Source organism: Streptomyces sp. NPDC005070 (assembly GCF_053600395.1).
Genome location: NZ_JBSFZS010000060.1, coordinates 1 through 18,946, shown reverse-complemented (window position 1 = coordinate 18,946; position 18,946 = coordinate 1). Strand labels below are relative to the sequence as shown.

The following is an 18,946-nucleotide window of genomic DNA, read 5'->3' as shown; positions in this document are numbered from 1 at the left end:
GTGCCCCGTTCCCACCCCCGCGCGACCGGCCCTCGTGCGGGCCCGGCATCGTCCCATCTGCCATGGACTGCCATTGCCGCCGGTGACGGCCCAGGCCAGGGGTCGAGGGTTCCTGTCCCCTTATGAGGGATCGTTTCACCCGTACGGATTAAATGTGCTCAAGGTGCAGGAAGGGCCTGGCCCCGGGCACCTACGGTCGCACGGGTGATGAGCAGCAGTCCGGAGACCTCCACACACACCACCGGCGCACACCGGGCGCACGGAGCCGCGCGCAAGCGGACGGCCGTGCCCCGTGGCGCGACCCCCCGCGCCCTGGTCCAGCGTCCCCCCGCGCGGTACGAGCCCTATCTGGACGGCCTGTTCACCTACTGCCTGTCCGTGCTGTGCGACCACGACGCGGCCACCGCCGCCCTGGGGGACGCCCTCGCGCTCGCCGAGCGGCGCGGCCCGCGCGGCCCCGAGGCGGCGGGCGACCGCAGGGCCTGGCTCTACGCGCTCGCCCGCTGGTCCTGTCTGCGCAAGCTCACGGAAGCCCGGCGCAGGCGCCAGGCTGCGCACGCCTCCGGGCGGCACACACCCCGGAAGAGCACCCCACCAGGAACCGCGGGCGGAGCCCGTGAAGGGGCCGCTCCGGACGCGGCGCGCAAGGCAGCCGCCGACCGGCGCGCGGCCGAGGTGCTGAGCGCCGCTCCCGTGCCCGAGGAGGTCCAGGACCACCGCCGTCGCGAACTCTCCCTGCTGGCCTGGCCGGAGGCCGCCGGGACCACCCCGGAACAGCGCGAGGCGCTCGAACTCGCGGTGCGCCACCAGCTCGCCGCCCACGAGGTCGCCGCCGTCCTCGGCATCGACCTCGCCGTGGCGCGCGAACTGCTCGCCTCCGCCGCCTGCGAGGTCGAACGCACCCGGGCGGCCCTCGCCGTCGTGGAGACCGGCGCCTGCCCCAGCGTCGCCCGGCTCACCGGCGACAGCCGGCTCGTGCTGAGCACCACCCTGCGCGGCGAGCTGGTCCGGCACGTCGACGACTGCCCGCGCTGCCGCCGCACCGCCGAACGCGCGGTCCCCGGCGCCTGGCCCGGCACCAGCGTCACGCCCGCGGCGCTTCCCGTGCTCCGGGCCCCGCAAGCGGCCCTGTGCACCGCGATGGCGCACGCCCCCCGCGCGCGGAGCAGCGCCCCGCGCTTCGACCGGCGCGGCTTTCCGATGGACCCCAAGGACCACGCCGCCCGAAGAGACCGCCTGCGCGCGCGGGCCGTCACGACGACGATCGTCGCCACCGTGGTCGCCGCGCCCGTTCTCGCCCTCTGGGCCGCCTACCGCGGCGCGCCCCTGACCGGCGAGAGCGTGGACGGCCGCCCGGCCAGCACGAGCGAGGCCCAGGACTCCGAGGGTCTGGACGGCGGGCAGGCCGGCGGCTACGAGAACGCCGGAAACGCCAGCACGGGACCCGGCGCCCGCTCCGCCGCGGGTGCCGGGTCCTCGGACGTGTCCGTCGAGGTCGTCAGCGCCCGCGGAGCGACCCCGGGACATCTGGCGGTGGCGGCCGGGACCAGCGGCGACACGACCCTGGTCAAGCTGACCGCGTCCGGCAGTTCCCCGGTCCGCTGGTCCGCGCGCACCGGCGCGGCCTGGCTCTACCTCAGCCAGTCCTCGGGAACCCTCGATCCGGGCGAGTCGCTGACGGTGAAGGTGTACGTCGATCACCTGCGCGAGCCGGCGGGTCACTGGACCGCGCGGGTGGCGATCGCCCCGGCGGGCGCGGTGGTCACGATCACCGGGTACGGCAAGGCGGGCGCGACCCACCCCGGCGGGAAGCCGGACCCCGCGGCGAGCACTCCGACCCCCTCGGGACCGGGATCCACACCGGCCGCCACCCCCAGCCAGGACCCGTCACCGACGCCGACCGACCCGTCACCGACGGACACCGCCACCGACACGTCCTCCCCGGACCCGGGAGACTCTTCGGCGCCGCCGGGCGAGGGCGGCGACCCGGGAACGGGCGCGCCGTAGCGCCCGGACCCGCCGCTCGCGTCCGCGGGTTGCTCAGTCCACCGGATCCGCGGGGTGCGGGGCCAGCAGCGGGAGCTGCGAAGCCAGCCGCTCCTCGCAGAGCCGGGCCAGGCGGTCGTATCCCGCCTCGCCCATCAGCTCGATCAGCTCCGGACGGTACGAGACGTACACCGGGTCGCCGGCGCCGTGCGCCGAGGTCGCCGACGTGCACCACCAGTGCAGGTCGTGGCCGCCCGGTCCCCAGCCACGGCGGTCGTACTCGCCGATGGAGACCTGGAGCACCCGGGTGTCGTCGGGCCGGTCGATCCACTCGTACGTGCGCCGTACCGGGAGTTGCCAGCAGACGTCCGGCTTGGTCTCCAGCGGCTCGCGTCCCTCCTTGACGGCCAGGATGTGCAACGAGCAGCCCGCGCCACCGGCGAAGCCGGGACGGTTCTGGAAGATGCAGGAGCCCTCGTACGGGCGGGTCTGGCGGTCGCCGTCCTCGTCCTTGGACACCCAGCCCGTCTCCGTGCCCACGTCATGGTGCTGCCAGATCTCCGGCGTGAGCCGGGCCACGTGCCCGGCCACCCGCTTCTCGTCGTCCTCGTCGGAGAAGTGCGCCCCCAGCGTGCAGCAGCCGTCGTCGGCACGGCCCGCCTGGATGCCCTGGCAGCCGCTCCCGAAGATGCAGTTCCACCGGGAGGTCAGCCAGGTCAGATCGCACCGGAAGACCTGCTCGTCGTCGGCGGGATCGGGGAACTCCACCCACGCGCGAGCGAAGTCGAGCCCCTTCTCGTCGCTCTTCTTCTCGGGCTTCCTGGACTTGGCGGCCTTCGCCTGCGCGGAGCCTTCGGCCGATTTGTCGGACTTCGCCTTTTTCGTCTTTGGCACGCGTCCAGGGTAAGTCGCTTCGGACCGCTCCGGGGACGCTCTCGTGGTCGCCCGCGGGTCACCGTTCGACGTGGGCTTTCGCCCCGCCCCACGTGAACGGCGCTGCTGGCAGTAGCGTTCCGTACATGAGACTCGGTGTCCTCGACGTGGGTTCGAACACGGTGCATCTGCTGGTGGTGGACGCCCACCCCGGCGCCCGACCGCTGCCCGCGCATTCGCACAAGGCCGATCTGCGGCTTGCCCAACTGCTCGACGAGAACGGCGCGATCGGCCCCGAAGGCGTCGACAAGCTGATCGAGACCGTCCAGGACGCCCTGGAGGCCGCCGAGGACAAGGGTGTCGAGGCCCTGCTCCCGTTCGCCACGTCCGCCGTGCGCGAGGCCGGCAACGCCGACGAGGTTCTCGCCCGGGTGAAGGACGAGACCGACGTCGAGCTCCAGGTCCTCACCGGCGCCGAGGAGGCGCGGCTCACCTTCCTGGCGGCCCGCCGCTGGTTCGGCTGGTCCGCGGGCAAGCTGCTCGTCCTCGACATCGGCGGCGGTTCCCTGGAGATCGCGTACGGCATGGACGAGGAGCCGGACGCCGCGGTGTCGCTGCCGCTCGGTGCCGGCCGGCTCACCGCGGGCTGGCTGCCCGCCGACCCGGCGGACCCGGCGGCCGTGCGGGTGCTGCGCCGGCATGTGCGGGCCCAGATCGCGCGGACGGTCGGGGAGTTCAGCCGCTTCGGCGCCCCGGACCACGTGGTCGCCACCTCGAAGACGTTCAAGCAGCTCGCCCGGATCGCCGGCGCCGCCCGCTCCACCGACGGCCTCTACGTCCAGCGCGAGCTCAAGCGCCGCTCGCTGGAGGACTGGGTCCCCCGCCTCGCGTCCATGACCGTCGACGAACGCGCCGAGCTGCCGGGCGTCTCCCCGGGCCGCTCAGGCCAGCTCCTCGCCGGCGCGCTCGTCGCCGAGGCCGCCATGGACCTCTTCGGCGTGGAAACCCTGGAAATCTGCCCCTGGGCCCTGAGAGAGGGCGTCATCCTCCGACGCCTGGACCAGATGGCGTCGGAGTAAGAGGAGAGGGGACCCGGCCCGGGCCCCCAAGGGCCGCAGGAACCGGCGCCCCGAGCCCCCCTGCGAGGGAAGCCCGCCCCCGCCCCCGCGGCGATGGCCGCCTCCGCGCCGGGTCGATAGAAGCGCCCTGAGGGCAGACCCCCCTGAAGGGGCGCGAGGAACTGCGCGCCCAGCCCCCTGCGAGGGAAGCCCGCCAAGGCCCCCGCCCCCCCACGGCGATGGGTCGCCGACCCGCCGGCCCCATGGGAACGCCCCAAGGGCGGACCCCCTTGCAGGGGCGCGAGGAACGGCGCGCCCAGCCCCCCGCGAGGGATGCCCGCCGACGCCCCTGGCCCCCACGGCGATGGCCGCCCCCGCGTCGGGTCGATAGAAACGCCCCGAGGGCAGCCCCCCCCCCAGAACGCCCGGCAGGGCCGTGGCATCGATCACAAGCGCGCCCCGCCCCAAGCCCCCCGCCCCCACCCGCCGGGAGCCGAACCCCACCCCCGGCCGGAGGCCGGAGCGTCCCAGGCCGGCAGGCCCGTACACCCCCGGGCGGCAGGCCCGGGAAACCCCCACCGAGGCCGAACAGGAGCCTCTCGGCCAGGCCCGCCACCCCCGCCCAACCGCCGGAGGCACCCCGTACGCTGTCCCTCGTGGCAGAACCAGTCGTGCGGATCCCGGATGCGAAGGTCGCGCTGTCCACGGCCTCCGTGTACCCGGAGTCGACCGCGACGGCCTTCGAGATCGCCGCGCGCCTCGGATACGACGGCGTCGAGGTCATGGTGTGGACCGACCCCGTCAGCCAGGACATCGACGCGCTGCGCCGCCTCAGCGACTACCACCGGATGCCGATCCTCGCCGTCCACGCCCCCTGCCTGCTGATCACCCAGCGTGTCTGGTCCACCGACCCCTGGACCAAGCTCCAGCGCGCGAAGGCCGCCGCCGAGAAGCTCGGCGCGAGCACCGTCGTGGTCCACCCCCCGTTCCGCTGGCAGCGCCAGTACTCCCGTGACTTCGTCACCGGCATCTGGCGCATGGCCGACGAGACGGACGTGCGATTCGCCGTCGAGAACATGTACCCGTGGCGCTACCGCGACCGCGAGATGCTCGCGTACGCCCCCGACTGGGACGTGACGAAGGACGACTACCGCCACTTCACGATCGACCTCAGCCACACCGCGACCGCCCGCACCGACGCCCTGCAGATGATCGACCGCATGGGCGACCGCCTCGGACACGTCCACCTCGCCGACGGCAACGGATCCAGCAAGGACGAGCACCTGGTCCCCGGCCGCGGCACCCAGCCCTGCGCGGAACTCCTGGACCGCCTCGCGCTCTCCGGCTTCGACGGCCATGTCGTCATCGAGGTCAACACCCGCCGGGCGATGTCCAGCGCGGAGCGCGAGGCCGACCTCGCCGAGGCCCTCGCCTTCACCCGGCTCCACCTCGCCTCGGCCGTGAAGGTGCCCCGCGGATGACGGACGCCGCCCCCCGCCGCGGCCGGGGACGCCCCACCCGTACCCAGACCGAGGCCGGCCCCGCCACCCGTGACCGCATCCTGGAGGCGGCCCGCGAGGAGTTCTCCGAGCGCGGCTACGAGAAGACGTCGATCCGCGGCATCGCCAAGTCCGCCGGCGTGGACCCGGCCCTCGTGCACCACTACTTCGGCACCAAGGAACAGGTCTTCGAGGCGGCCATCGAGGTCGCCGTCGCCCCCGCGCTCGACGCACCCGAGAAGATCGTCGACGGTCCCCTCGACGGCGTCGGCGAACGCCTGACCCGCTTCGTCCTCGGCATCTGGGAGAACCCCACGAGCCGTACCCCGCTGCTCGCGATCGTCCGCTCCGCGGTGAACAACGACACCGCGGCCGCCGTCTTCCGCCGTCTCGTCGCCGCCCAGCTCCTGCGCCGCATCGCGGGCGGGCTCGACGTCCCGGACGCGGAGCTGCGCGCGGAACTCGCGGCGGCCCAGCTCGTCGGGGTCGCGATGCTGCGCTACGTCATCAAGGTCGAGCCGCTGGCCTCGGCGGACCTGGAGCGCATCGTGGACAGAGTGGCGCCCGTGGTGCAGGGACACCTGACGAACCCATGAGCGAGTGAGGCGTCCGTCGGGGCGACCCCACCTCGGCGGACGCCGCCGACCTGCGCGGACCCCCTCCCGGGACAGCCGCTGGGCGAGACGCGCGTCCCGGGATGCGGACGGCCTGTCCGGATCCTGGAGCACCGGCGTACGCTCGACTCCAGTCTTAACTCTCCGAAGGAGCGAGCGACGATGCCCGAGCTGAGGTCCCGCACAGTCACCCACGGCCGCAACATGGCGGGCGCACGCGCCCTTATGCGTGCCTCCGGTGTACCGGGTGCGGACATCGGACGGAAGCCGATCATCGCGGTCGCCAACTCCTTCACGGAGTTCGTGCCCGGGCACACCCACCTCCAGCCCGTCGGCCGGATCGTCAGCGCGGCCATCACGGCCGCCGGTGGCATCGCCCGCGAGTTCAACACGATCGCGGTCGACGACGGCATCGCGATGGGCCACGGCGGCATGCTGTACTCCCTGCCCTCCCGCGACCTGATCGCGGACTCCGTGGAGTACATGGTCGAGGCGCACTGCGCCGACGCCCTGATCTGCATCTCGAACTGCGACAAGATCACGCCCGGCATGCTCATGGCCGCCCTGCGCCTGAACATCCCGGCGGTCTTCGTCTCCGGCGGCCCCATGGAGTCCGGCCGCGCCACCCTGGTCGACGGCACGGTCCGCACGCTCGACCTGGTCGACGCGATCTCCGACGCCGTGAACGACACGATCTCGGACGAGGACATCCTCCGTATCGAGGAGAACGCCTGTCCGACCTGCGGCTCCTGTTCCGGCATGTTCACCGCCAACTCGATGAACTGCCTGACCGAGGCCATCGGCCTGAGCCTGCCCGGCAACGGCTCGGTCCTCGCCACCCACACCGCCCGCAAGGGCCTGTACGAGGACGCGGCCCGCACGGTCGTCGACATCACGCGCCGCTACTACGACCAGGACGACGAGTCGGTCCTGCCGCGCAACATCGCCACCCACGCGGCCTTCGAGAACGCCATGGCCCTCGACATCGCCATGGGCGGCTCCACCAACACGATCCTGCACCTGCTGGCCGCCGCCCAGGAGGCGGGCGTGCCCTTCGGCCTGGACGAGATCAACGCGGTCTCGCGCCGGGTGCCGTGCCTCGCCAAGGTCGCCCCGAACGTCGCCAAGGACCGCACGTACTACATGGAGGACGTGCACCGCGCCGGCGGCATCCCCGCCCTCCTCGGCGAACTGCACCGCGCCGGCCTGCTCAACGAGGACGTCCACTCCGTCCACAGCCCGTCCCTGTCCGACTGGCTCAAGACGTGGGACGTGCGCGCCGGTTCCCCGTCCCCCGAGGCGATCGAGCTGTGGCACGCGGCCCCCGGCGGTGTCCGCTCCTCCGAGGCCTTCTCCCAGTCCGAGCGCTGGCTGGCACTGGACGAGGACGCCGAGGGCGGCTGCATCCGCTCCGCCGAGCACGCCTACTCCAAGGACGGCGGTCTCGCGGTCCTCAAGGGCAACCTCGCCGTTGACGGCTGTGTCGTGAAGACGGCCGGTGTCGACGAGTCCATCTGGACCTTCGAGGGCCCGGCGGTCGTCTGCGAGTCGCAGGACGAGGCCGTCGACAAGATCCTCAAGAAGGAGATCACGCACGGCGACGTCGTGGTCATCCGCTACGAGGGTCCCAAGGGCGGCCCGGGTATGCAGGAGATGCTCTACCCGACCTCGTTCCTCAAGGGCCGCGGCCTCGGCAAGACCTGCGCCCTGATCACCGACGGCCGCTTCTCCGGCGGGACTTCGGGCCTGTCGATCGGCCACGCGTCCCCGGAGGCCGCGTCCGGCGGCACCATCGCCCTCGTCCGGGACGGCGACCGCATCCGCATCGACATCCCGAACCGCTCGATCGAACTGCTCGTGTCCGACGAGGAGTTGGCCACCCGCCGCGAGTCCCTGAACGGCGTCTACGCCCCCGCGAACCGCGAGCGCAAGGTGACCGCCGCCCTGCGCGCCTACGCCGCGATGGCGACGAGCGCGGACAAGGGCGCGGTGCGCGACGTCTCGAAGCTGGGCTAGCCGTACGGGCCGCACAGGCCCGCGAAGCCACGAAGGGGCCGCTCCTGCCGGGGCGGCCCCTTCCGCGTCTCACCAGCCGGCGGGATCCCGCCCGTCGACCGCGAAGAGGGTGCCGTCGGGGGCGGTGGCGTAGACGTGGGTTCCGGCGGTCAGTGGGGCCGGGAGGGCGCTCACGAGTGAACCCCGGTCGCCGCCCGGTCGCGGCCTTGTCTGGCCGAGCAACGCGCCCCGGTCGGTGTCGACGGCGACGAGACGCCCGTCCACCGCCGTGAGATAGAGGCGACGCCCCACCGCGGTGGGGGCCGACGCCTTGCTGACGGATGTCTCCACCCGCCACATCTGCTTCGACGTTTTCGTGTTCACGGCGACCAGCGAACCGTCGTGTCCCAGCAGATAAGCGAGATCCCCCCGTACGGCCGCCTGCGTCTGGGCCTGCGGGATGCGCAGCGCGGTGCGGTGAATCCTGCGGTTCGTCACGTCGTAGCGCAGGACGGCATCCGTGTACTGGTCGATGGTGACCGATGTGAACCAGACGGTCCCGTCGTGGGCGGCCACCATGCCGAGCTCCCCGTTCAGGGTCCGCCGCCAGATCGTGGCACCGGTCTTCGGGTCCACGGCGGTCACCCGGGTCTCGGTCGCCGTGGGGGTCGAGACCGCGTAGGCGACGCCGTCCTCGAACGAGTGGAACTGGGGAAGGCGCACCCCCGGGATGGCGTGACGCCATTTCTCCTCGCCGGTGGCGGCGCTCAGGGCGATGACCTCGGAGTCGGGGCCGGTGAGCAGGACCATGCCGGCGACGTGGGTGATACGGCCGTCGTAGCGCGTGACGTCCCGGCTCCAGCGTGTCGCGCCCGTGCCGGGGTCCAGCGCGGTCAGCCGGTTCCCGTTCCCGCTGCCGACCAGCAGGACCCCGCCGGACAGGACAGGGGCCGGGGTGGCGTAGGTGCTCGTGGTTCCCGTGTCGCTCCGGGACCACAGCACCTTGCCGTCGTCCGGGTCGATCGCCGCGGCGAGGACGCCGGGCCGGACGCACAGCAAGGCCCGAAGCGTGTAAGTGCACCGAGGCTGCCCCTCGGCCCTGGAGCCGGAGGCCTTCAGGTCGAGATTCCAGGGCCGGAAGGCGCTCCCGGACGGCGCGGAGGTGCGCTCTTGCGCCGCCGGGCTCTGCGGTCCGCCGAAGAGACCGAAGACACCGACGCCGGCACCGACGACGGCGAGCCCGGCGGCCGTGACGAGCGCGGGCAGGCGCCGACGTCTCCCACCCCTCTTCCGGATAGCCGGATGGGTCCGGTCCTCGGCACCCTCCGGCCGCGCGGGCCTCGGCCGCGGACGCGACACCCGTGGCTGCGGGACCGACTCCCCACTGCCGGTGCGCTGTTCGGGAATGAAGGCCCGGGTGTCGTACGAGGCCGAGACCGAGCGCAGCGCGGTCATCAGTTCGTCCGGGGTGGGCCGGTCCTCGGGCTCCTTGGCGAGACAGCGCGATACCAGGTCGTGCAGTTCCTCCGGCACGCCGGTCAAGTCCGGCTCGTCGTGCACGACTTGGTAGGCGACGAGATAGGGGCTGTCCGAATCGAAGGGCCCGCTCCCGGTGGCCGCGTGCACGATCACCGACCCGAGCGCGAATACGTCCGCGGCCGGCCCGACATGCCGCGGCCTGCTGAACTGCTCCGGCGCCATGAACGGCGGCGTGCCGATCAACTTGCCGGTCTCTGTCCGGAGTTCACTGTCGGCGGGACGCGAGATGCCGAAGTCGATGACTTTCGGCCCGTCCTCCGCCAGCAGGACGTTGCTGGGCTTGAGGTCGCGGTGGACGACACCGGCCCGGTGGATGTCCCGCAGCGCCTCGGCGAGCCCGGCCATCAGATGGCGCAGCCGGTCGACGGACAGCGCGCCGTTCCGCTTGACGTGCTCGGCGAGTGTCGGCCCTGGGATGAACAGGGTTGCCATCCACGGGTGTTCGGCGTCGGGATCGGCGTCCACCACGGGCGCGGTGAAGGCGCCGCTGACCCGGCGCGCGGCCGCTACCTCCTGACGGAACCGCCCCCGGAACTCGGGGTCTTGGGAGAACTCGGCGTGCACGACCTTGACGGCCAGCCGCAACCCGGAGGCGGACCGCGCCAGATGCACGACTCCCATGCCACCGGAGCCCAGTCTCTCCTTCAGCAGATACTGGCCGGCGTAACGCGGTTGTTCCGCTTCCGATTCCGTACCAGTGCTGCGCTGTGGCGGCATCACTCACCCCCGTGGGTTCGACCGCATGCGCGACGCGCAGAGCCTAGTCGATCCTTCGTACGAAACCCCGGCGGCTTGCTAGCCTCTGCGCGCGCCACAAGTTTGGCGCGAACCAATCCAACGGGGGAGATCGACATGGCTGTGGAAGACATCGCTGTCACAGGCGCGACGGGGGCGGCGGAGGCGCAAGAGCTGTCCGCCGAGCCGCTGGCGCTGCGCACCTACCCGCTCGCAGCGGGCCACAACGTCAACGTCCGCAGCGGTCCGGGCACCCACTTCAGCATCGTCCGGACCCTGCCGGCGGGCTCGCGTGTCCCGATCTACTGCCAGTGCCCGGGAGAGTCCGTGGCCGGCCCGTACGGCACGAGCAACATCTGGGACAACATCTCGAACGGGCAGTTCGTCTCGGACGCCTACGTCCAGACGGGCAGCGACGGCTATGTCGCACCGAAATGCTCCTGACGACGAATGAGGGGAACGATAGTGAAGACGATGTCCGGTAGACGGGCCACGCTGGTCGGTGGGTTCGCCGCCGCGCTTCTGACGGTGGTGGGGGCCGCGTCCCAGGCGTCGGCGGACGTCCGGACGTATCCGCTGGCACCCGGCGTCAGCGTCAATGTCCGCAGCGGACCCGGCACGCACTACCCCATCGTCCGCACGATTCCGGCGGGTTCGAGTGTGCCTATCCGCTGCCAGACCGAGGGAGAGTCGGTCAGCGGCTACTACGGGACCTCGACGGTCTGGGACAACATCGCCAATGCGCAGTTCGTGTCGGACGCGTACGTACACACCGGCAGCGACGGCTACGTCGCCGCGAAGTGCTCCTGAGCGACGCCTCCGCCCGAGCACACCCGCGGTGGCCGGCGGATCCCGCGCCGGAGCGATAATCGTCGGGTGAGCGACGAGACCAGCACCATCACGGGCAAGGCCACCGGAACCGGCACGGGACCCGGCGCCCGAAACGGCACCGGCACCCCCGCGGGCCCCCAGCCCGAGCCCCTGCGCTTCTTCGGGACGACCTGGGTGGAGCACGACGGCGGCTACACCGGCCGGCGGATCGGTGTGGCCGTCGGCTCCCTCGCCGCCGCGGTGGCCGCCTGCTTCGTGCTCCGCTTCGCCTACCAGGGTCTGGCCATCGCGGACGTGGGACCGCTCGTGACCGTGCTGGTCGTGGTGATGTTCGCGGTGTGCAGCGCGCTGGCGTTCCGCCACACGTCGGTCGCCTTCTCCGAGCGCCCCGACCCTGACCGCCAGGCGTCCCTGCGCGGCCTCCTCACCATCGGCTTCGTGGGCTCCCTCCTCGCCTACTTCTTCCGCTCCCTCTCCGAGGCCCCGGGCGAGAAGCTCCACCGCGAGGAGTACGAGACGGCGAAGGCGCAGTACACCCGCCGCACCACCCGCCGTGCCGGCCACCCCGCGAAGAAGCGCCACCGCGCCTGACCGGCCCGGCCCAAGCCGCCCCGCAGCCGGGATCCGGCGGCCGGGGCCGCCACGACGCACCCGCAGTCGGCGACGCACGGGAGGGGACGTGCCGGTACATCACATGCCCGCAGGCCGGACGGATCGTCACCGAGCTCACCTCGAAACCCCGGCGGGATCCGTTCGGATGCGGGCGGATGTACCGGCGCGGCCCCGCACCACCCACCGACAGGCTCCGCCCCCCCGGCCAGCCCCGCCCCGTCCACCGGCCGGCCCCGCAACCCCAAGGCGCGGCAGGAAACCCCCTACCCCGGCCCCGCACGCACCCGCGATCATGACCCCATGACGCCCTCCTCGTCGCCCTCCCCCGCCACTCCTCCCGGAGCGGCCCGACACGCCGCGCGCGCCCACTCCTTCAACGCCGCCGCGGCGCAGTACGCCGCCAACCGCCCCTCGTACCCGCCCGCCCTCTTCGACGCCGTCGAGGCACTCGCGGGCCGGTCCCTGAGCGGTGCCAAGGTCGCCGACGTGGGAGCGGGCACCGGCATCTCGACCGGACTCCTGCACAGCCGCGGCGCGGACGTCCTCGCCGTGGAGCCGGGCCCCGGCATGGCCGCGGAGTTCCGGCGCGTCCACCCCGGCATCCCGATCGTGCGGGGCAGCGGCGACGCCCTGCCCCTCGCCGCCGCCTCCCTGGACCTCCTCACCTACGCCCAGTCCTGGCACTGGACCGAGCCGAGCCGCTCGGTGCCGGAGGCGTTGCGCGTGCTGCGGCCCGGCGGCGCGCTGGCCCTGTGGTGGAACACCGAGGCGCTCGACGTCCCGTGGATCGAGGCGGCGGCCCGCCGCGCAGAGCGCTTCCTCGGCCTGGACGAGAAGGACCGGAAGGCCGAGCGGAGCCCCGGCTCCGACCGTCCCGCCCGCTCCCTCGCCGCCGACCCCAGCGGCAGCCTCTCCTTCGACCACCGCCGGGTCCGCTGGAGCCGGCGCGTCCCGGTCGACACCCGGCTCGCCAACATCGGCAGCCACTCGCAGTTCCTGGTCCTCGGCGAGGAGACCACCGGCGCGTTCTTCACCGAGGAACGGAACCACCTTCTCCAGGCCTTCCCGGAGGGGTTCGTGGAGGAGACCTACGTCGTGGAGCTGCTGGTGGCGATCCGTTCGTGACCCCGTCCGGCGGCCCACGCGTCGAGGGCCGCCGCACACGCGTGATCCACGTGCCGCAGTCCGCCCAGCTCCAGCCGTACGACACGGTCGTGCGGCAACGCCTCCAAGGCGTCGAGCAGCTTCGGCAGCCGCAGGAACGTGGCGTTGCCGATGACCCGTACGACCATTCCCGCGGCCCCCCGGTCCTCGGTCTCCACGTGCACATGACTGATGTCCCAGGCGGTCTTGGCCACGGCGAGCGCGAGCCCGACCAGCACTCCCTCGAACAGGTTCCCGACCACGATCGCCACCGCGGTCACCGCGAGGACGACCACCTCACCGCGATGCCCGCGCCACAGCGTCCGCAGCTCCCGCACCGGCACGAGCTTGCATCCCGCGTGCACCAGCAGCGCCGCCAGCGCCGCCACCGGAATCAGCCCGAGCACCGCGGGGACCACGGCCGTGAAGAGCAGCAGCCACACCCCGTGCAGCACCCGCGACGCCTTGGTCTGCGCCCCCGCGTGCACGTTGGCCGCGCTCCGCACGATCACGGCGGTCATGGGCAGCGCCCCGAGCATCCCGCACACGGTGTTCCCGGCGCCCTGCGCGATGAGCTCGCGGTCGTAGTCGGTGCGCGGCCCCCGATGCAGCCGGTCCACCGCCGCCGCGCTGAACAGCGACTCCGCCGAGGCGATCAGCGCGAACGCCAGCACGGTCCCGATCACGCCGACGTCCGCGAGCCGGCCCAGGTCCGCGACCGACGGCGTCCGCACGGCATCGAACAGCCCCTGGACCTCGACCCGTCGCACCGCGAGATCGAAGACCCCGGTCACGGCCGAGGCGAGCCCCACCGCCAGCAGCGGCGCCGGTACCAGCCGGGCCCCTCGCCGCCACCGCGGCCACAGCAGGAGTACGGCCACGGTGGCGCCGCCGATCGCCAGCGCCACGGGATCGGCGGCACCCGCCAGCGAGACGAACCCGGCGATCTTCCCGAGCCCGCCGGAGGGCGCGGCAGCGTCGCCCATGGCGTACACCTGACCCGCGATCAGCACGAGTCCGATCCCGGCGAGCATCCCGTGCACGACGGCCACGGACACGGCCCGGAACCACCGGCCGAGCCGCAGAACCCCGAGCCCGAGCTGCACGAGACCGGCCCCGAGCACCAGCACGCCCAGCGCTTGGACCCCGTACGACTGCACGGCCTCGTACACCAGCACGGTCAGCCCGGCCGCGGGCCCGCTCACCTGCAGACTGCTTCCGGGCAGCGTCCCGGCGACCAGGCCACCGACGATTCCGGTCACCAGTCCCAGCTCGGCGGGCACACCGGACGCCATGGCGACCCCGACACACAGGGGTAGAGCCACCAGAAAGACGACGAGGGACGCGAACAGATCGGCTTTGCGCAACACGACAGCACCTCCGGTCGACAGCGGGAGATGCGTGGGTGCCGTGCCGGGGGAGGGCACGACGGACCCGGCGACCCGGCACGGAGCCGTTTCGCACAGTGAAATCCATTGTCAGGTAAGCCCGTTGATCGCACAGCCCCTCCGGGCCGCTGTCACGCGAACGCGGGAGCGCATGGTTCGCCGACGCCGCGGACGATCCCCTTCCGTTCGCGCCGACGCGCGCCGACATGCGCCGACGCGCGCCCGCGCCGCCCGGCGCTCCGGCCGGGCGGCGGGGACCGCACGGCCCTTGACCGGCGCACCTCACGAGAGGAATATTCATCGCGCGATGATTATTCGTCCGGCGTCCGCCCCATCCCACCCACAGGAACCCCCGTGCCTCTTTCCCCGCCCGCCGTCCGCGCCGAAGGCCTCACGGTCGTCCGCGGCACCCGCACCGTCCTGCACGGACTCGACTTCACCGTCCCGCGTGGCCAGATCACCGGCCTCCTCGGCCCCTCCGGCTGCGGCAAATCCACCCTGATGCGCGCGACGGTCGGCACCCAGGCCAAGGTCGGCGGAACCCTCGACGTCCTCGGCCGCCCCGCCGGCGACGCCACGCTCCGCTCCCGCATCGGCTACGTCACCCAGGCGCCCTCCGTCTACGACGACCTGAGCGTCCGCCAGAACCTCGCCTACTTCGCCGCGATCCTCGACCCGGGCCGGGCGGCCGCGGAACGCCGCCACGCGGACGTCACCCGCGTCATCGACGACGTCGACCTCGCCTCCCACGCCGATTCCCTCGCCGGCAACCTCTCGGGCGGCCAGCGCAGCCGCGTCTCGCTCGCCGTCGCCCTCCTCGGCGCCCCGGAACTCCTCGTCCTCGACGAACCGACCGTCGGCCTCGACCCCGTCCTGCGCCGCGACCTGTGGAACCTCTTCCACTCCATCGCCGAGCAGCGCGGGACCACCCTCCTGATCTCCTCCCACGTCATGGACGAGGCGGAACGCTGCCACCGGCTCCTCCTGATGCGTGAGGGCGGACTACTCGCCGACGACACCCCCGACGCCCTCCGCGAGCGGACCGGCTCGGACACCGTCGAAGCCGCCTTCCTCCACCTCGTCGACGAGGCGGTCGCCGCCGCGCGCGAGCCCGCGCGCGAACCGGCGACGACCACGACCGAGAAGTCCCCGGCCGCACAGTCCCCGGCCACCGGCCCCGACTCCCGCGAGGAGACCGCCCGATGAGTTCCACCGCGGCCACGAGCCCCACCCCGCCCACCGCGCCCACGCACCCCGGCACCCCGGAGGCGCCCGCACCGGCGTCCCGTCCGAGCGCGCTCAACCTCTCCCGCACGACGGCCACGGCGGCCCGTGCCCTGCGCCAACTGCGGCACGACCCGCGCACCATCGCGCTGATGATCCTCGTGCCCTGCGTGATGCTGGTCCTGCTCCGCTACGTCTTCGACGGCAGCCCGGACACCTTCGACTCCATCGGGGCGTCCCTCCTCGGGATCTTCCCGATGATCACGATGTTCCTGGTCACCTCGATCGCGACCCTGCGCGAGCGCACCTCCGGCACCCTCGAACGCCTCCTCGCCATGCCCCTGGGCAAGGGCGACCTGATCGCCGGATACGCCCTCGCCTTCGGCGCGATCGCCATCGTCCAGTCCGCCCTGGCCACCGGACTCGCGGTCTGGCTCCTCGGCCTGGACGTCACGGGCTCCCCCTGGCTGCTCCTGCTGGTCGCCCTCCTCGACGCCCTGCTCGGAACGGCCCTCGGCCTCTTCGTCTCGGCGTTCGCCGCCTCAGAGTTCCAGGCCGTCCAGTTCATGCCGGCGGTGATCTTCCCGCAGCTCCTCCTGTGCGGCCTGTTCACCCCGCGCTCGAACATGCACCCCGTCCTGGAGGCCATCTCCGACGTCCTCCCGATGTCGTACGCCGTCGACGCCATGAACGAGGTCCTCCACCACACCGACATGACCGCGACCTTCGTGCGCGACGCGCTGATCGTCGCCGGGAGCGCGCTGCTGGTGCTGGGACTTGGCGCGGCGACCCTGCGACGCAGGACGCCGTAGAACCCGTAGCCGTCGTACGAGCCCTGCGAAGCCGTACGCCATGCGGGACCCCGCGATCGGACGAGCGGACGGACCGGGAGCCGTCCGCCCACCGGACATCCCACCCGCCCCCATGAACCCGGTGGGAGGATGAACGCGGACGACTCAACCCCGGAGGGCACCCGCAACCATGCCTCAGAAAGTCGCAGTCCTCGGCACCGGCAAGATCGGCGAAGCCCTGCTCAGCGGAATGATCCGAGCCGGCTGGGCCCCCACCGATCTCCTGGTCACCGCCCGCCGCCCGGAGCGGGCCCGGGAACTCCGGGAACGCCACGGCGTCACCCCGGTCAGCAACGCGGAGGCGGCGAAGACCGCCGACACCCTGATCCTCACGGTCAAGCCGCAGGACATGGGCGCCCTCCTCGACGAGCTCGCCCCGCACATCCCCGCCGACCGGCTGATCATCAGCGGCGCGGCGGGTATCCCGACCTCGTTCTTCGAGGAGCGCCTGGCCCCCGGCACCCCCGTCGTCCGCGTCATGACGAACACCCCCGCTCTCGTCGACGAGGCCATGTCCGTCATCTCCGCCGGCAGCCACGCCACCGCCGAGCACGTGGCGTACGCCGAGGAGGTCTTCGGCGCCGTCGGGAAGACCCTCCTCGTCCCCGAGTCACAGCAGGACGCCTGCACCGCCCTCTCCGGTTCGGGACCGGCGTACTTCTTCTATCTGGTCGAGGCCATGACGGACGCGGGCATCCTCCTCGGCCTGCCCCGCGACAAGGCGCACGACCTGATCGTCCAGTCCGCGATCGGCGCGGCCGTGATGCTCCGCGACAGCGGCGAGCACCCAGTGAAGCTCCGCGAGAACGTCACGTCTCCCGCGGGCACCACGATCAACGCCATCCGCGAACTCGAGAACCACGGCGTACGCGCCGCACTCATCGCGGCACTGGAAGCGGCCCGCGACCGCAGCCGCGAACTCGCTTCCGGCAACAGCTGAGTCCGCCCCGCTCGAACCGGCCCTCGGTCACCCGGCCGAGGGCGGCAGCAACCCGATGGCCTCGTACGCCGAGTCCACCGTCGGCCGCGCCATTTCCCTGGCCCGCCGCGCACCCTCCCGCAACACCCCCTCCACATGGGCGGGATCCGCGCACAGCTCCTTGTGCCTCTCCTGTACGGGCCTGAGGAGCTCGACCACGGCGTCGGCGGTGTCCTTCTTCAAAGCCCCGTACGACGTGTATCCGCCGCTCAGCATTTCGGGGTCGCCGCCCTCGCACGCCGCGAGGATCTCCAGCAGATTCGAGACCCCGGGCCGCGCCTCCGGGTCGTACGCGACGTCCTGACCGCTGTCCGTCACCGCGCGCATGATCTTCTTCCGCACGGCTTCCGGTTCGTCGAGCAGATAGACGACACCCGGTCCGACATCGTCGCTCTTCCCCATCTTCGACGTCGGCTCCTGAAGGTTCATGACACGCGCCGCGACCTCCGGCCGGGTGGCCCGAGGCACCACGAACGTGTGCCCGTAGCGCTGGTTGAACCGCACCGCCAGATCCCGGGTCAGCTCGACATGCTGCGTCTGGTCGTCCCCGACCGGCACCTCGTCGCTCCGGTACGCCAGGATGTCGGCCGCCATCAGCACGGGATAGGTCAGCAGTGACAGCCGCACGCTCCCACCGCGTTTCCGCTCCAGGGCGGACTTCTCCTTGTACTGGATCATCCGCCGCATCTCGCCGTCGGTCGCGACGCACTCCAGCAGATACGACAGCCGCGCGTGCTCGTCCACATGACTCTGTACGAACACGGTGCACAGCTCGGGATCGAGTCCCGAGGCCAGCAACAAGGTCGCCGCCTGCCTGCTGAGCCTGCGGACGCGCCCCGGATCGTGGTCCACGGTCAGCGCATGCAGATCGACGATGCAGAACAAGGCCTCGGCCCGGTGCTGGTCGACCTCGGCCCAGCGGCGTACGGCACCCAGATAGTTCCCCAGCGTCAGATGCCCGGTCGGCTTGACCCCACTGAAGATCCGCGTCATCTCTCAACCTCCTGGTCGAGGCCGCCGCGTTCGCCGGCCGGCTCCCCGGGAGGGGCAACAAAAAACGGCCGCCGAGGCGGCGGCCGTTGGGTACATACGTGTGTACGGCCGCCGTCAGGCGGCCCACCACTGCTGGGTGCACGTATGCGTAGTCATGTACGTCAGCGTACGCCTCGGCGGGCCGTCCGGACCGAAGTTGACACGACTCGGGCCCATCCGTAGTGTTCTCCGAGTTGTCCGACGTGAGCGTCGACTCCGGTCGGTCCCCGGACAGCCATTTCGCACCACCATTCAACGATCGACGACTCGTCGTCGGCTCGTTTTCATGCGTGTTTGCGAAATGAGGATTCCGCGTTCGAAAGAGCGCCACCCCGATTAGCTCGGGAGCCGCGAATCCGCTAATGTCTCACTCGTCGGAACGGCCCAACGGCCGCGAAGGCAAATCCCGCTGACTGGGAGTCAGGCCCGAAAGGATCTGATAGAGTCGGACTCGCCGGAAAGGGAAACGCGAAAGCGAAAACCTGGAAAGCGCCGAGGAAATCGGATACGGAAACGGTCTGATAGAGTCGGAAACGCAAGACCGAAGGGAAGCGCCCGGAGGAAAGCCCGAGAGGGTGAGTACAAAG

16 protein-coding genes are annotated in these 18,946 nt (G+C 72.1%); 12 read left to right on the top strand and 4 right to left on the bottom strand.

The window, feature by feature from the left end; genetic code table 11:
• The first annotated feature begins 207 nt into the window (after positions 1-207).
• Entirely contained in the window at positions 208-2,007 is a 1,800-nt protein-coding gene (locus ACWEBX_RS21245; RefSeq protein ID WP_451886390.1) for a BACON domain-containing protein, read from the top strand.
• 33 nt (positions 2,008-2,040) lie between these two features.
• Here ACWEBX_RS21245 and ACWEBX_RS21240 read toward each other — a convergent pair whose 3' ends face one another.
• A complete protein-coding gene (locus tag ACWEBX_RS21240) occupies positions 2,041-2,880 on the bottom strand; it encodes a hypothetical protein (protein ID WP_451886389.1) in 840 nt (279 codons plus the stop codon).
• A gap of 125 nt (positions 2,881-3,005) precedes the next feature.
• Here ACWEBX_RS21240 and ACWEBX_RS21235 point away from each other — a divergent pair, with 125 nt between their 5' ends.
• The 4 genes from ACWEBX_RS21235 (at position 3,006) to ilvD (ending at position 8,046) form a co-directional block, all read left to right on the top strand.
• Positions 3,006-3,938, top strand: a complete 933-nt coding sequence (locus ACWEBX_RS21235) for a Ppx/GppA phosphatase family protein (protein WP_451886388.1) — start codon at positions 3,006-3,008, stop codon at positions 3,936-3,938.
• Between the two features lie 635 nt (positions 3,939-4,573).
• Positions 4,574-5,398, top strand: coding sequence for a sugar phosphate isomerase/epimerase family protein (locus tag ACWEBX_RS21230; protein ID WP_451886387.1), 825 nt, complete (start codon positions 4,574-4,576; stop codon positions 5,396-5,398).
• Complete coding sequence (locus tag ACWEBX_RS21225; protein WP_451886386.1) at positions 5,395-6,012, top strand: TetR/AcrR family transcriptional regulator; 618 nt, start codon at positions 5,395-5,397, stop codon at positions 6,010-6,012. Before ACWEBX_RS21230 ends, ACWEBX_RS21225 begins: the two co-directional genes overlap by 4 nt.
• A 180-nt stretch (positions 6,013-6,192) precedes the next feature.
• Positions 6,193-8,046 carry a dihydroxy-acid dehydratase gene (ilvD, locus tag ACWEBX_RS21220; protein ID WP_451886385.1) on the top strand — a complete coding sequence of 618 codons (1,854 nt, stop codon included), beginning with the start codon at positions 6,193-6,195 and terminating at the stop codon, positions 8,044-8,046.
• Between the two features lie 69 nt (positions 8,047-8,115).
• Here the strand turns inward: ilvD and ACWEBX_RS21215 are convergent, their stop codons facing one another.
• On the bottom strand, positions 8,116-10,281 hold the full coding sequence (locus tag ACWEBX_RS21215) for a protein kinase domain-containing protein (RefSeq protein ID WP_451886384.1): 2,166 nt from the start codon (positions 10,279-10,281) through the stop codon (positions 8,116-8,118).
• Positions 10,282-10,416: 135 nt separating this feature from the next.
• Between ACWEBX_RS21215 and ACWEBX_RS21210 the strand changes: the two genes are divergently transcribed.
• From ACWEBX_RS21210 to ACWEBX_RS21195, 4 genes are all read left to right on the top strand, one after another.
• Positions 10,417-10,743, top strand: a complete 327-nt coding sequence (locus ACWEBX_RS21210) for a peptidase (protein ID WP_451886383.1) — start codon at positions 10,417-10,419, stop codon at positions 10,741-10,743.
• Positions 10,744-10,773: 30 nt separating this feature from the next.
• A complete protein-coding gene (locus tag ACWEBX_RS21205; RefSeq protein WP_451886382.1) occupies positions 10,774-11,109 on the top strand; it encodes an SH3 domain-containing protein in 336 nt (111 codons plus the stop codon).
• An 87-nt stretch (positions 11,110-11,196) separates the two neighbouring features.
• The gene (locus ACWEBX_RS21200; RefSeq protein WP_451886414.1) at positions 11,197-11,721 is read left to right on the top strand and encodes an EamA/RhaT family transporter; all 525 of its coding nucleotides are present in this window, start codon (positions 11,197-11,199) and stop codon (positions 11,719-11,721) included.
• Positions 11,722-12,042: 321 nt separating this feature from the next.
• Positions 12,043-12,867, top strand: a complete 825-nt coding sequence (locus ACWEBX_RS21195; protein WP_451886381.1) for a class I SAM-dependent methyltransferase — start codon at positions 12,043-12,045, stop codon at positions 12,865-12,867.
• On the opposite strand, the gene ACWEBX_RS21190 is transcribed toward ACWEBX_RS21195, so the two are convergent.
• Positions 12,831-14,252, bottom strand: a complete 1,422-nt coding sequence (locus ACWEBX_RS21190) for a SulP family inorganic anion transporter (protein WP_451886413.1) — start codon at positions 14,250-14,252, stop codon at positions 12,831-12,833. The two genes, ACWEBX_RS21195 and ACWEBX_RS21190, sit on opposite strands and share 37 nt — an antisense overlap.
• Before the next feature lie 375 nt (positions 14,253-14,627).
• On the opposite strand from ACWEBX_RS21190, the gene ACWEBX_RS21185 reads away from it, so the two are divergent.
• The 3 genes from ACWEBX_RS21185 (at position 14,628) to proC (ending at position 17,288) form a co-directional block, all read left to right on the top strand.
• Complete coding sequence (locus ACWEBX_RS21185) at positions 14,628-15,479, top strand: ABC transporter ATP-binding protein (protein ID WP_451886380.1); 852 nt, start codon at positions 14,628-14,630, stop codon at positions 15,477-15,479.
• A complete protein-coding gene (locus ACWEBX_RS21180; protein WP_451886379.1) occupies positions 15,476-16,309 on the top strand; it encodes an ABC transporter permease in 834 nt (277 codons plus the stop codon). Before ACWEBX_RS21185 ends, ACWEBX_RS21180 begins: the two co-directional genes overlap by 4 nt.
• Before the next feature lie 169 nt (positions 16,310-16,478).
• A complete protein-coding gene (proC, locus tag ACWEBX_RS21175) occupies positions 16,479-17,288 on the top strand; it encodes a pyrroline-5-carboxylate reductase (protein ID WP_355766105.1) in 810 nt (269 codons plus the stop codon).
• Between the two features lie 27 nt (positions 17,289-17,315).
• On the opposite strand, the gene trpS is transcribed toward proC, so the two are convergent.
• Positions 17,316-18,320: a tryptophan--tRNA ligase gene (gene trpS / locus ACWEBX_RS21170; RefSeq protein WP_451886378.1), complete on the bottom strand. Its 1,005-nt coding sequence runs from the start codon at positions 18,318-18,320 to the stop codon at positions 17,316-17,318.
• Positions 18,321-18,946 lie beyond the last annotated feature (626 nt).

Excerpts from the sequence above, each read along its gene's own strand:
- ACWEBX_RS21180 (WP_451886379.1), top strand. The coding sequence starts at position 15,476 with ATGAGTTCCACCGCGGCCACGAGCCCCACCCCGCCCACCGCGCCCACG.
- ACWEBX_RS21225 (WP_451886386.1), top strand. The coding sequence starts at position 5,395 with ATGACGGACGCCGCCCCCCGCCGCGGCCGGGGACGCCCCACCCGTACC.
- ACWEBX_RS21215 (WP_451886384.1), bottom strand. The coding sequence starts at position 10,281 with ATGCCGCCACAGCGCAGCACTGGTACGGAATCGGAAGCGGAACAACCG.
- ACWEBX_RS21195 (WP_451886381.1), top strand. The coding sequence starts at position 12,043 with ATGACGCCCTCCTCGTCGCCCTCCCCCGCCACTCCTCCCGGAGCGGCC.
- ilvD (WP_451886385.1), top strand. The coding sequence starts at position 6,193 with ATGCCCGAGCTGAGGTCCCGCACAGTCACCCACGGCCGCAACATGGCG.
- trpS (WP_451886378.1), bottom strand. The coding sequence starts at position 18,320 with ATGACGCGGATCTTCAGTGGGGTCAAGCCGACCGGGCATCTGACGCTG.
- ACWEBX_RS21235 (WP_451886388.1), top strand. The coding sequence starts at position 3,006 with ATGAGACTCGGTGTCCTCGACGTGGGTTCGAACACGGTGCATCTGCTG.
- ACWEBX_RS21245 (WP_451886390.1), top strand. The coding sequence starts at position 208 with ATGAGCAGCAGTCCGGAGACCTCCACACACACCACCGGCGCACACCGG.
- ACWEBX_RS21205 (WP_451886382.1), top strand. The coding sequence starts at position 10,774 with ATGTCCGGTAGACGGGCCACGCTGGTCGGTGGGTTCGCCGCCGCGCTT.
- ACWEBX_RS21210 (WP_451886383.1), top strand. The coding sequence starts at position 10,417 with ATGGCTGTGGAAGACATCGCTGTCACAGGCGCGACGGGGGCGGCGGAG.
- proC (WP_355766105.1), top strand. The coding sequence starts at position 16,479 with ATGCCTCAGAAAGTCGCAGTCCTCGGCACCGGCAAGATCGGCGAAGCC.